Annotated in this window: 12 protein-coding genes; 5 read left to right on the plus strand and 7 right to left on the minus strand. The window is 74.1% G+C overall.

Features of this window, described 5'->3' with window-relative positions; translation table 11 throughout:
• The first annotated feature begins 111 nt into the window (after positions 1-111).
• Complete coding sequence (locus ACFY7C_RS22310; protein ID WP_345485798.1) at positions 112-717, plus strand: MarC family protein; 606 nt, start codon at positions 112-114, stop codon at positions 715-717.
• A gap of 82 nt (positions 718-799) precedes the next feature.
• Here ACFY7C_RS22310 and ACFY7C_RS22315 read toward each other — a convergent pair whose 3' ends face one another.
• Positions 800-952, minus strand: coding sequence for a hypothetical protein (locus tag ACFY7C_RS22315; protein WP_352078533.1), 153 nt, complete (start codon positions 950-952; stop codon positions 800-802).
• Between the two features lie 108 nt (positions 953-1,060).
• Between ACFY7C_RS22315 and ACFY7C_RS22320 the strand changes: the two genes are divergently transcribed.
• Positions 1,061-1,987 carry an NYN domain-containing protein gene (locus ACFY7C_RS22320; RefSeq protein ID WP_389653358.1) on the plus strand — a complete coding sequence of 309 codons (927 nt, stop codon included), beginning with the start codon at positions 1,061-1,063 and terminating at the stop codon, positions 1,985-1,987.
• On the opposite strand, the gene ACFY7C_RS22325 is transcribed toward ACFY7C_RS22320, so the two are convergent.
• Both ACFY7C_RS22325 and ACFY7C_RS22330 read right to left on the minus strand, forming a co-directional pair.
• Positions 1,905-2,864: an alpha/beta fold hydrolase gene (locus ACFY7C_RS22325; RefSeq protein ID WP_389653361.1), complete on the minus strand. Its 960-nt coding sequence runs from the start codon at positions 2,862-2,864 to the stop codon at positions 1,905-1,907. The genes ACFY7C_RS22320 and ACFY7C_RS22325 overlap by 83 nt on opposite strands.
• Positions 2,865-3,402: 538 nt before the next feature.
• Positions 3,403-6,210, minus strand: coding sequence for a DEAD/DEAH box helicase (locus ACFY7C_RS22330; protein ID WP_389653364.1), 2,808 nt, complete (start codon positions 6,208-6,210; stop codon positions 3,403-3,405).
• A gap of 481 nt (positions 6,211-6,691) precedes the next feature.
• Here ACFY7C_RS22330 and ACFY7C_RS22335 point away from each other — a divergent pair, with 481 nt between their 5' ends.
• Positions 6,692-7,423 carry a ferritin-like fold-containing protein gene (locus tag ACFY7C_RS22335; protein ID WP_356691930.1) on the plus strand — a complete coding sequence of 244 codons (732 nt, stop codon included), beginning with the start codon at positions 6,692-6,694 and terminating at the stop codon, positions 7,421-7,423.
• Positions 7,424-7,475: 52 nt separating this feature from the next.
• Here ACFY7C_RS22335 and ACFY7C_RS22340 read toward each other — a convergent pair whose 3' ends face one another.
• From ACFY7C_RS22340 to ACFY7C_RS22355, 4 genes are all read right to left on the minus strand, one after another.
• Positions 7,476-7,745 carry a hypothetical protein gene (locus ACFY7C_RS22340; RefSeq protein ID WP_389653366.1) on the minus strand — a complete coding sequence of 90 codons (270 nt, stop codon included), beginning with the start codon at positions 7,743-7,745 and terminating at the stop codon, positions 7,476-7,478.
• A 203-nt stretch (positions 7,746-7,948) separates the two neighbouring features.
• Positions 7,949-8,176 (minus strand): DUF3107 domain-containing protein, encoded by a 228-nt coding sequence (locus ACFY7C_RS22345; RefSeq protein WP_389653369.1) that lies wholly within the window; start codon positions 8,174-8,176, stop codon positions 7,949-7,951.
• Between the two features lie 138 nt (positions 8,177-8,314).
• Positions 8,315-8,974, minus strand: coding sequence for a TetR/AcrR family transcriptional regulator (locus ACFY7C_RS22350; protein ID WP_389653371.1), 660 nt, complete (start codon positions 8,972-8,974; stop codon positions 8,315-8,317).
• Positions 8,975-9,293: 319 nt separating this feature from the next.
• A complete protein-coding gene (locus ACFY7C_RS22355; RefSeq protein ID WP_389653374.1) occupies positions 9,294-9,512 on the minus strand; it encodes a hypothetical protein in 219 nt (72 codons plus the stop codon).
• Between the two features lie 144 nt (positions 9,513-9,656).
• On the opposite strand from ACFY7C_RS22355, the gene ACFY7C_RS22360 reads away from it, so the two are divergent.
• A complete protein-coding gene (locus tag ACFY7C_RS22360; RefSeq protein ID WP_389653377.1) occupies positions 9,657-10,643 on the plus strand; it encodes an alpha/beta fold hydrolase in 987 nt (328 codons plus the stop codon).
• Positions 10,644-10,651: 8 nt separating this feature from the next.
• The gene (locus ACFY7C_RS22365; RefSeq protein WP_389653380.1) at positions 10,652-12,208 is read left to right on the plus strand and encodes a DUF3152 domain-containing protein; all 1,557 of its coding nucleotides are present in this window, start codon (positions 10,652-10,654) and stop codon (positions 12,206-12,208) included.
• Positions 12,209-12,449 lie beyond the last annotated feature (241 nt).

Here is a 12,449-nt window from a genome sequence, read left to right on the forward strand (position 1 = left end):
CCGCGCGTGATCGGCGCACCTTCTCCCTGTGCCGGGCCCCGCCCTGCCCTCCTCCCGGAATCCCCAGTTCCGGATGTTCTTGTACGCCCCTTTCCCGCAAGGCCCTTCACCGTGTTCGACGTCGCCGTCTTCGGCTCGCTGTTCCTGACCCTCTTCGTGATCATGGATCCCCCCGGGATCACCCCGATCTTCCTGGCCCTCACGTCCGGCCGTGCCGCCAAGGTGCAGCGCCGCATGGCCTGGCAGGCCGTCGCCGTCGCCTTCGGCGTGATCACCGTCTTCGGCATCCTGGGCCAGCAGATCCTCGCGTATCTGCACGTCTCGGTGCCCGCCCTGATGATCGCGGGCGGTCTGCTCCTGCTGCTCATCGCGCTCGACCTGCTCACCGGCAAGACCGACGAGCCGAAGCAGACCAAGGACGTCAACGTCGCCCTCGTCCCGCTGGGCATGCCGCTGCTCGCCGGCCCCGGCGCCATCGTGTCCGTCATCCTCGCCGTGCAGCACGCCGACAGCGTCGCCTCGCAGGTGTCCGTGTGGACCGCCATCGCCGCGATGCACGTGGTGCTGTGGCTGACCATGCGCTACTCGCTGGTGATCATCCGGGTCATCAAGGACGGCGGTGTCGTCCTGGTGACGCGCCTGGCCGGCATGATGCTCTCCGCGATCGCCGTGCAGCAGATCATCAACGGCGTGACCCAGGTGATCCAGGGCTCCTGAGGGCCGGGCCCGGAGGCACCACTGCGCCCCCGTACGGATTCCGCTGAGCGGAGTCCATGCGGGGGCGCGGTGCGTCTGAGCGTTACGAGGCCGTGGTGTCGGCCGGACGGATCCAGATGCGCTGACCGATCGATGCGGCCTGCTGCACGATCCCGTTGACGGAGGCGGCGTCCACGACGGTCCGGTCGACGGGCGTACCGTCGATGTCGTCGAGTCGCAGGATTTCGAAGCGCATGGGCTTCTCCCTTCGTCTGAGTTGATCCTCCTGGTGGAGAACTGCGTTACGTATGGGTCCAACGAGATGCATCCTGCAAACATTCCCTACGCTAAGGAAATTTTTTGGATGACTAACTACTCGCCGGTAGAGCCGGTAGGGAACGACGGGCAGGGGGAGATCCTGGCTCGTCTGGAGCGCACCAACGAGCTCCTGCAGCGGATGCTGGCCGAGGTGGCCAAGACCCCTTCTACCCACGCCATCTTCGTCGACGCCGGTTACGTCTATGCTTCCGCCGGATTGCTGGTCGCGGGCACCGAGGACCGGCGCAACTTCGACCTCGACGCCGAGGGCCTCATCGACGCCTTCATCGACACCGCCCGCACGATCTTCGCCGACAGCAGGCTGCTGCGCGTCTACTGGTACGACGGAGCCCGGCGCCGTATCCACACCGCCGAACAGCAGGCCGTGGCCGACCTGCCCGACGTCAAGGTCCGCCTCGGCAACCTCAACGCCAACAACCAGCAGAAGGGCGTCGACTCCCTCATCCGCACCGACCTGGAGTCCCTCGCCCGGCACCGCGCCATCAGCGACGCCGCCCTCGTCGGCGGCGACGAGGACCTCGTCTCGGCCGTCGAGGCCGCCCAGGGCTACGGCGCCCGCGTCCACCTGTGGGGCATCGAGGCCGCCGAGGGCAGCAACCAGGCCGAGCCCCTGCTCTGGGAGGTCGACAGCCGGCGCGTCTTCGACCTCGACTTCTGCCGCCCGTACGTGACGCGCAAACCCGTCACGCTGTACGAGAACGAGGGCGAGCCGCCGCCCTCGCGCGACGAGGTCCGCTTCATCGGCGCGCAGATCGCCGCCACCTGGCTCGCCGAACGCGGGCGCGACCGGCTCGCCGACCTCCTGCCCGGCGCGCCCTATCTGCCGGGGTCCGTCGACCAGGACCTGCTCGTCGAGGCGGAACGGCTCCTCAGCCGGTCCCTGCGAGGCCACGCCCCGCTGCGCCGGGCGCTGCGGGACGGCTTCTGGCAGCACCTGAAGACGCAGTACTGACCTGGGACGGAGTGACCTGGGCCGCCAGGTCCCAGAACGCGGTGAGCCGGGCGGCCAGCTCCTCCGGGTGGGACACGTTGGGGGAGTGACCGGCGCCCGCCACCACCGTGTGGTGCGCGCCGGTGAGGGCGGCCGCCGCCGCGAGGGCCGCCGTCGGCCAGACCATCTCCTCGTCGCCGTACGCGATGTGCAGCGGCAGCCGGAGCGACGCGAGCGCCGCCGTGCCGTCCGGATCGCCCAGCAACAGCCGTCCCGCACCCGACAGCTGGGCGATCCGGGTGGTCATCCACCGGCGGCGCAGGAACGTCACGATCTCCGGCGGGTCCGTCACCCCCGGCTCCTCGCCGCGGCTGTCCAGCCAGCGGGTCGCCCGCCACACCCGCTCCTTCGGCAGCAGCGCCAGGGCGCCCCGCAGCGCCCGCACCCGCACCCGCTGCGGGCGGGCGACCCGCCCCGGGCCGGAGGACAGCAGCGTCAGCGAGGCGAAGGCGCCCGGCGCGAGCTCCGCCGCCGCCCGGGCGACCAGACCGCCGAACGAGTGGCCCAGCAGGTGCACCGGCCCGTCACCGAGCGCCGCCGCCTGCGCCACCACGTCGAGCGCGAGCGCCCTGCGCCGGTACGCGGCCCGGCCGCGCGGCCCCGGCGTCTCGTGCTGCCCCCGCCCGTCGACCGCGACCGCCCGGTACCCCGCCTCGCCGAGCGGCCCGAGCAGCGCGAGGAAGTCCTCCTTGCTGCCCGTGTACCCCGGCAACAACAGCACGGTCCCGCGCGCCGCCCCCACCGCGTCCGCGTCGAGCACGGCGAACCCGCCCCGCGCGGTCACGAGCCGATAGGCACGGGTACGCGGCGGCAACGCCAGGGACCGGGGCTTGCTCATACAGGGACTGTAACCGGATCCACCCCCACCGGGCGGGGCGCCTGGAAGCGCACGCCGGGCGGAGGCGGGCGCGGGTGTGGCGGGACGGTCGCCGGGGTGGGCGCGCTGCCGGACTGCCTGCCCGGGGCTCCGGATTCCTCGGGGGGCAGGCGGCGCGCTCGGCATGACATTCCGTCGGCGCGGCGCGGGGGGTGTGGTGGGCCGGGTGCGGGGCTCGGCGTGTGGTCCGACGGCGGCGCGGCTCTGCGTCGGTGCGGCGGGGTGCGGCGCGCGGGTGTGGTGGGCCGGGTGCGGGGCTCGGCGTGTGAGCCGGTGTGGTCCGACGGTGGCGCGGCACTGCGTCGGGTGCGCGAGGTACGGCGCGCGGGTGTGGTGGGCCGGGCCGGGGCCTGGCGTGTGAGCCGGTGCGGTCCGACGGCGGTGCGGCACTGCGTCGAGTGCGCGCGTACGGCTGCCTCTGGTGGCGCCGGCATCGGAGGCGTACGCGCCGCGGCCCGGCCCCTCAGGAGAGGGGCCGGGCCGCGGTGACGTTCGAGGCTTACGCCTCGGCCGGGGCCTCCGGCTGGGCGACGGCCTTCTTGGCGGCCCGCTTGCGCGGCGCCTTCGGGGCGGCCTCGGGGGCCGTCTCCGCGACGGCCTTCTTCGTCGTACGGCGACGGGTCGTCGTCTTCGGCTCCGACGCGTCCGGTGCCTCGGCCACGACCGCCTTCTTGGCGGCGCGCTTGCGCGGCGCCTTGGGCGCGGCCTCGGTGGTCGCCTCGGCGACCGGTTCGGCGACGGCCTTCTTGACGGTCCGCTTGCGCGGGGCCGCCTTCTTCGGCTCCTCGGCCTCGACCGGCACCTGCGCCGTGTCGGCGGCAGGCTCGGCGACGGCCTTCTTGACGGTCCGCTTGCGCGGCGCCTTGGGCGCGGCCTCGGTGGTCGCCTCGGCGACCGGTTCGGCGACGGCCTTCTTGGCGACCCGCTTGCGCGGGGCGGCCTTCTTCGGCTCCTCGGCCTCGACGGGCGCGGCGGCCGGCGTCGCGGCCTCGACGATCACCACGGCCTCGGCGGCCGGGGTCGACGTGACCGGGCTCGACGCCCGACGGGTGGCCCGGCGACGGACCGGCTTCGGCTCCTCGACCGGGGCGGCCGGCGCGGCCGGGGCCTCCGGCTCCTGCGGAGCCTCGGCGGGCGCGGGAGCGGTCGCCGTGGTGGCCGGACGCGTGACGCGGCGACGCTGACGGGATGCCGCGGCGGCCGGCACGACCGCCTCGGCGGCCTGTGCGGGCACGGCGGCGACGGTCGCCGCGGGGACCGCCTTCGGCTCCTCGACGGCCTGGACCGGCAGCTTGGTGGCGGCCAGCGCGGCGGCGGCCGTCTCGACCGTCTGGAAGGTCACGGTGTCCTCGACCGGACGCGTACGCACCCGACGGCGGCGCGGGGCCGGCGTCTCGACCGGCGCGGCGACGGCGACGGAGCCGGAGCCGGAGCCCGACACCACGGCCTCGGCCGCCTCCGAGCGCGGTCCGCGGCCACGGCGACGGCGCGGTGCGCCCTCCGCGGCGGCCGGGGCCGGAGCCTCGGTCGGCCGGGCGGACGTCTCGGCGGCCGGGGCCGGGGCCGGAGCCTCGGCCGGCTGGGCCGGGGACTCGGCGACGGCGGTGGTCCGCTTCCGCGTACGCCGGGCACGCGGCTCGTCCGAGGGGGCGACCTCGGCGGCCGGAGCCTCGACGGCCGGGGTCTCGACGGCCGGGGTCTCGACGGCCGAAGCCTCGACCGCCGGGGTCTCGGCCGCGCGGGCTTCGCCGGAACCGGAACCGGAACCGGTACGGGTACGCGTGCGGGTGCGCCGCGTGCCGGTCTCGGTCTCCTGCTCGGGGGCCGGCGCGTCGGCCGCGGGCTCGACGGCGGTCGGCTGCGCGCCCGCCACCGGGATGCCCTGACCCGTACCGCTGCCGCGGGTACGGCGGCGGCGCGGGCGGCGCGGGGACGCGGAACCCTCGTCGGAGTCCGGGCCGGCGGCCGGGGCCGGCGCGGTGGTCTGCTCGACGGCGTCCGTGAGGGTCTCGCCGCCACGGGTGCGGCGACGCTGGCGCGGGGCGCGGGTGCGCGCCGGGCGCTCCTCGGTCTTCTCCTGCTTCTCCTGTCGCGGGCCACGGCCGCGGCGGCCGCCCGGCTCGCCCAGGTCCTCGAGCTCCTCCGCGCCCAGACCCGCACGGGTCCGCTCGGCGCGCGGCAGGATGCCCTTGGTGCCCTCGGGGATGTCGAGCTCGCTGTAGAGGTGCGGCGAGCTGGAGTACGTCTCGACCGGGTCGTTGAAGTCCAGGTCGAGCGCCTTGTTGATCAGCTGCCAGCGCGGGATGTCGTCCCAGTCGACCAGCGTGATCGCCGTACCGCTCGCGCCCGCGCGGCCGGTGCGGCCGATGCGGTGCAGATAGGTCTTCTCGTCCTCGGGGGACTGGTAGTTGATGACGTGGGTGACGCCCTCGACGTCGATGCCGCGCGCGGCGACGTCGGTGCAGACGAGCACGTCGACCTTGCCGTTGCGGAAGGCGCGCAGCGCCTGCTCGCGGGCGCCCTGGCCGAGGTCGCCGTGGACCGCGCCGGAGGCGAAGCCGCGGCGCTCCAGCTGCTCGGCGATGTCGGCCGCCGTGCGCTTCGTACGGCAGAAGATCATCGCGAGACCGCGGCCACGGGCCTGCAGGATGCGGGAGACCATCTCCGGCTTGTCCATGGAGTGCGCGCGGTAGACGCGCTGCGTGATGTTCGCGACGGTCGCGCCCTCGCCGTCCGGCGAGGTGGCGCGGATGTGCGTCGGCTGCGACATGTAGCGACGGGCCAGGCCGATGACGGCGCCCGGCATGGTCGCCGAGAACAGCATGCTCTGGCGCTTCGCCGGGAGCATGCCCATGATCTTCTCGACGTCGGGCAGGAAGCCGAGGTCGAGCATCTCGTCCGCCTCGTCCAGGACCAGGGCCTTGACGTGGGAGAGGTCGAGCTTGCGCTGGCCGGCCAGGTCGAGCAGGCGGCCGGGGGTGCCGACGACGATGTCGACGCCCTTCTTCAGGGCCTCGACCTGCGGCTCGTAGGCGCGGCCGCCGTAGATGGCGAGGACGCGCACGTTGCGCACCTTGCCGGCGGTCAGGAGGTCGTTGGTGACCTGCTGGCACAGCTCGCGGGTGGGGACGACGACGAGCGCCTGCGGGGCGTCGGTCAGCTTCTCGGGCTGCGCCCGGCCGGCCTCGACGTCCGCCGGGACGGTGACGCGCTCCAGGAGGGGGAGGCCGAAACCGAGGGTCTTGCCCGTGCCGGTCTTCGCCTGGCCGATGATGTCGGTGCCGGAAAGGGCGACCGGAAGCGTCATCTCCTGGATGGGAAAGGGGGAAACGATGCCGACGGCTTCCAGGGCCTCGGCCGTCTCGGGAAGAATCCCGAGGTCTCGGAACGTAGTCAGGGTGCTGCCTCTTCTGTGAGACGCGGCCGCGAGGCGAACGAAGGGGGTCTCACCGTGCCGGGAACCTCCGACGGGATCGGGAAAGATCTCCACCGGGTGGCGCGGGACCACTGCCGCCGCTCGAGCGTCGTGCCGCTGAGGGACCCTTCGGCGGGCCGCCGTAAGGGCTGTCGGGCCGGAGCCGATCGGGCCACCGACCGGGCATCCTCATTCATGAGTCGGCCCACGGAGTACGTCCGAACGTGCGAAAGCATGTCCGCATACTCAGCAGGCGCATTACCACTGTACCCCGGAATCGTGCATGTGTGTCGGGAGAATTCGCGACGAGGCCACCGTCACAGTGGCCGACCGGCACCCGGGGCGGTCCGCCGAGCGGGCTATTGTGCGCTTCATGGAGACGCCTGACAACGCCACACCCACCGGTATCGCCGCCCAGGACTGGGCCACGGCCTCCGCCGTGCCGCAGTACCGCGCCGCCGTGATCGACCTGCTCGGCGCGCTGGCCTACGGCGAGCTCGCGGCCTTCGAGCGGCTCGCTGAGGACGCCAAGCTGGCGCCGACTCTCGCGGACAAGGCGGAGCTGGCGAAGATGGCCTCCGCCGAGTTCCACCACTTCGAGCGGCTGCGCGACCGGCTCGCGGCCGTGGACGCCGAGCCGACGACCGCGATGGAGCCGTTCGCCAGGGCGCTGGACGACTTCCACCGCCAGACCGCGCCGTCCGACTGGCTGGAGGGCCTGGTCAAGGCGTACGTGGGCGACTCGATCGCCAGTGACTTCTACCGCGAGGTCGCGGTCCGGCTCGACGCCGACACCCGCGCGCTGGTGCTCTCCGTCCTCGACGACACCGGCCACGGCAACTTCGCCGTCGAGAAGGTCCGCGCGGCGATCGACGCCGACCCGCGGGTGGGCGGTCGCCTCGCGCTGTGGGCCCGCCGGCTGATGGGTGAGGCGCTGTCGCAGGCGCAGCGCGTGGTCGCCGAGCGCGACGCGCTGTCGACGATGCTGGTCGGCGGCGTGGACGGGATGGCCGCGGGCTTCGACCTCGCCGAGGTCGGCCGGATGTTCTCCCGTATCACCGAGGCGCACACCAAGCGGATGGCCGCGCTCGGCCTCGCCGCGTAACGACTCCGCGCGGTCCGGGCGGTCCGGGCAGACCTGGCTGGACCGGGCGGTGTCACACCGCCGCTGATCGGCGCAGTCGGCGCGAGGCCGGACGGAGCAGCAGCGACAGCAGCACGGCCGCCACCGCCACCGCGCCGGTCAGGGTGGCGAGGAAGTGCCCGGGTCCCAGGGCTCCATGGGTCACGAGGGCGCCGAAGACCGCGCCGAGCGAGCCCGTGACCAGGACCCGCCCTCGTGCGGGGAGGCGGCCGGAGAGCCGGTGCACGGCTGCCCAGGCCAGGGCGAAACCGAGCAGAGCGGAACCGAGGGCTTCCAGGAACACGGGCGATCACCTCGCGTGCGGTGCGGGGCGGGCAGTTCGGTCACACCCGTCCTACCCGGTCACTCGTGATGACAATCCTCCCCATACCCCCTGACGTGCGCAGACGACCTGGACGGACGAGGGGAACGCCGTCACGGGCGGCGAGACACGGCGAAGGCCCGGTGGACCGAGTCCACCGGGCCTTCACCGTCTGCGGATGCCGCTCAGAGCGCGCCGAAGCCCACCCGGCGCACCGCCGGCTCACCGATCTCGATGTACGCGATCTTGTCGGCCGGCACGAGGACCTTGCGGCCCTTCTCGTCCGACAGGCTGAGCAGCTGCGCCTTGCCGGCCAGCGCGTCGGACACGGCGCGCTCCACCTCCTCGGCGGACTGCCCGCTCTCCAGCACGATCTCCCGGGGTGCGTGCTGCACGCCGATCTTGACCTCCACGGCTATGTCCCTCCGAACGGTCAGCTGTGCGCGTGGGTCCCGCGCCTTACTGGCACACATTAGCCCGGTGAGGGGACGGACACGGCGCGCTCACGGAACGCCAAGAGCGAACAGCGGGGGCGAGTCAAGAGCGGCGGGTCAGTGGCCCTCGGCGCTGAGCTGCCCGTCCGTCGGGTGCAGCGGGAAGCCGGCGATGCCGCGCCAGGCGAGCGAGGTCAGCAGGGCCACCGCCTTGTCGCGGGGCACCGGGGACTCGCTGGACAGCCAGTAGCGGGCGACGACCTGGGAGACGCCGCCGAGCGCCACCGCGAGGAGCATCGACTCGTCCTTCGACAGGCCGGTGTCCTCGGCGATCACGTCGGAGATCGCCTCCGCGCACTGCAGCGAGACCCGGTCCACGCGCTCGCGCACGGCCGGCTCGTTGGTCAGGTCGGACTCGAAGACCAGGCGGAAGGCGCCGCCCTCGTCCTCCACGTACGCGAAGTAGGCGTCCATGGTCGCCGCGACCCGGAGCTTGTTGTCGGTGGTGGACGCCAGGGCGGTGCGCACCGACTGGAGCAGGGCCTCGCAGTGCTGGTCGAGCAGGGCGAGGTAGAGCTCGAGCTTCCCCGGGAAGTGCTGGTAGAGAACCGGCTTGCTGACCCCGGCCCGCTCGGCGATGTCATCCATGGCGGCCGAGTGATAGCCCTGGGCGACGAACACCTCCTGGGCGGCGCCGAGGAGCTGGTTGCGTCGGGCACGGCGCGGCAGGCGCGTGCCCCGAGGGCGTGCTGCCTCTGTCTGCTCGATGGCGCTCACGCCGCCTCCCAAAGATCGATCCATGCGCGCATTGGCGTCGCGCCGCCATCGTACTTTTGGGTAACCCGGCTGTGCGCGGTGCGACCGCAGAATTTCACGGACCGGACGCCCGGGGCGAGAGGCGACGGGCAACAAGATGGTCATGCAAGCGGACAGGACGACAAGGGCCGGGAGGCCTACTCGGCGGTAGCCCTTTCCGTGGCCTTGCCTCGCCTCTTCCCCTGGTTCTTTCCCGGTTTCTCCCCCAGCCCTTCGAACGAACCTCCGGGTGGCCCTCGAGGGGCCCCGGCACCCGGGTGGGCCTCGCGGCACACTCGCGTCAGCGGTAGTCGTCCTCGTCGAGTGCGACCACCCGTGCCTGTTCCACCGCGTCCGCGTCGTTCGCCGACTCGTGCGGGAGCCGGCTGAGCGGCTCGTCCTCGCGCTGCTGCACCTCGGTGTGCTGCTCGGCCGCGTCGGCCTCGGGGATCTCCTCGTCGAGCACCTGGTCGTCCTCTTCCTCGGCGAATGTGTCCGGCTCGGTCGGGTCGGCGGTCATGCGTTTCCTTCCGGCGAGCGGGGTCCGCGGGTCCTGTCCGAGGACCCTCACCTCCGAGCGTAGGAGTTCCCCCGCCGCGGCGCACCCGATCCTGTGACGCCACCCACACGCGCCCGGGCGTGATCGTCTCGTAATATCGCTGCCATGTCCTCGACCGAGCTGCCGGAAACCCGGACCGCCACCGCGCCGCCCGCGACCCGGTCCCGCACCGTGCGCGTCGCCGACGGCGAGCGGCTGCGTTCCGTCGCGCTGCCCGGGCTCACCCTGAACGTGCGGTGCCGTCCCGGCGACCGGCCGGGACTCCCGCCCGCGCTGTACGTGCACGGGCTCGGCGGCTCCTCGCAGAACTGGTCGAGCCTGATGCCGCTGCTCGCCGATGTCGTCGACGGCGAGGCGGTCGACCTGCCCGGCTTCGGCGACTCGCCGCCGCCGGACGACGGCAACTATTCCGTCACGGGACACGCCCGCGCGGTCATCCGGCTGCTCGACGCGGCCGGCCGCGGCCCGGTGCACCTGTTCGGCAACTCGCTGGGCGGCGCGGTCGCGACCCGGGTCGCCGCCGTGCGGCCCGACCTGGTCCGCACCCTCACCCTGGTCTCCCCGGCCCTGCCGGAGCTGCGCGCCCAGCGCGCCGCGTGGCCGACCGCGCTGCTCGCGCTGCCCGGCATCGCGCCCCTCTTCGCGCGGCTCACCAAGGACTGGACGCCCGAGCAGCGGGTCCGCGGGGTCATGGCGCTCTGTTACGGGGACCCCGGCCGGGTCACCGACGAGGGCTTCCGGCACGCCGTCGAGGAGATGGAGCGGCGGCTGGAGCTGCCGTACTTCTGGGACGTGATGACCCGCTCCTCGCGCGGCATCGTCGACGCGTACACGCTCGGCGGCCAGCACGGTCTGTGGCGGCAGGCGGAGCGGGTGCTCGCGCCGACGCTGCTCGTCTACGGCGTGCGCGACCAGCTGGTGTCGTTCCGGATGGCGCGCAGGGCGGCCGCCGCGTTCCGCGGCTCGCGCCTTCTGACGCTCCCGGACGCCGGGCACGTGGCGATGATGGAGTATCCGGAGACCGTCGCCGCCGCGGCACGGGAGCTGATCGCCGATGCCGCGCACGCGGCGGCGACCGAGGGCGGGAGCTGAACCGGACCGTGGGACGACATAGTCGCAAGGGCCCCGCCGCCCCGGTGGCCGACACCGGGCAGCGGGAGGCCGTCGGGCCGGGCCAGGGGACGGGGCGACGCAGGCGGGCCGAGGGGCAGCAGCCCCCGAGGACACCGCAGCCCCCGCGCCCGTACGACCCCCAGGGCCCCACCACCCCGGGCGGCGGGCACGACGCCCCGCCGCAGGGCACGCCGGCGCACGGCACCCCGGCCTACGGGACCCCGGCGCACGGCACGCCGGTCTACGGCAACCCGCCGTACGGGACCCCGGCCCACGGCACACCGACCTATGGCACCCCGGCCCACGGCACGCCCCGCCACCGCGCCCCGGATCAGGGGACGCCGTCCTACGGGACTCCGGCCCAGGGGACCCCCGCCTACGGGACTCCGCCGCACGGCACCCCGGCCTACGAGACCCCGTCTCACGGGACCCCTGCCCACGGCACACCGTCCTACGCGAGCCGGAACCGCGGCCCGCAGGCGCCCGCCGCGCCGCTCCGTGACACGCCGACGCACGGCACGCCCCGCTACCAGGGGCCGTACGACCCCACCGCCGCCGGAGCCTCCGTACGCGGCGGACATCCGGTCCATGACGAGGGTGCGCCCCCGCCGCCCGCCGCCCCCTACATTCCCGGGCCGCGCCGCGCGCCGGCGCCGGCCGAGGCGGTCGACGAGACCGGTGAGCGCTCGCCCGACGGGCCGCCCGACGAGCGGAAGCCCGCCAAGCCCTCCGGGGCCGGTCGTACTCTGACCGGGATCGCCGCCGCGGCGATCACCACCGTCCTCGCCGTCGTCGTCGCCGGACAGGTCGCCGAGGGCGAGACCGGCGGCGGGCCCCGGCCCCAGGCGGCCGACGGGCCGGCCGACCGGGTCGGCGCCGAGAGCCCCGCGTCGCGTTCCGACGACCGGGTCACCCCGGCGAAACCGGTGCCCGCCGCGCCGCCCTCGTACGAGCAGCTGATGGCCCGCCAGTTCCCGGTCGACCCCGGGCTGAGGGGATCCGGCCGGTTCGACGCGGTGCCCGGTTTCGACAAGGCGCCGGGCGCGGGCCGCAAGGTCCGCTACCGGGTCGACGTGGAGCAGGGGCTCGGACTCGACGGGGGGCTGTTCGCGCAGGCGGTGCAGAAGACCCTCAACGACCGGCGCAGCTGGGCCGGTAACGGTGCGATGACCTTCGAGCGGATCTCCTCCGGGGAGCCGGAGTTCGTCATCACCCTGGCCAGCCCCGGGACCACCGGCGAGTGGTGTGCCAAGTCCGGCCTGGACACGACGATCGACAACGTGTCCTGCGACTCCGCCTCCACCCAGCGCGTGATGATCAACGCGTTCCGCTGGGCGCAGGGCTCCGAGACCTTCGGGCCGCGGGCGATGCTGGCGTACCGCCAGATGCTCATCAACCACGAGGTCGGACACCGGCTGGGGCACAGTCACGTGACCTGCCGCACGCCGGGCGCGCTCGCCCCCGTCATGCAGCAGCAGACGAAGTCGCTCGACATCGACGGCGTGAAGTGCCGCCCCAACCCGTGGGTGCACCCCGGAAGCTGACGCTCCGCCGGGTGCCGGGACCCGATGTCACCCCCCGCCACGGCCTGACTCAAAGTGACCGCGTCGTCTCTTAGCGCGACGGAACGCGACCACGGTGGGAAAGTTACGTGCATTCACCCCTTCCGGTGGTGGGGGGGGGGGGGGGGCGGGGGGGCCCCCCCCCCGCCCCCCCCGCCCCCCGGGGGGGGGGGGCAGCGGGCACCACCCGGGCGGCCCCCCGCCGCCCGCGCGGGGGGGGGGC

This window comes from Streptomyces sp. NPDC012769 (assembly GCF_042901205.1).
Classification (GTDB): domain Bacteria; phylum Actinomycetota; class Actinomycetes; order Streptomycetales; family Streptomycetaceae; genus Streptomyces.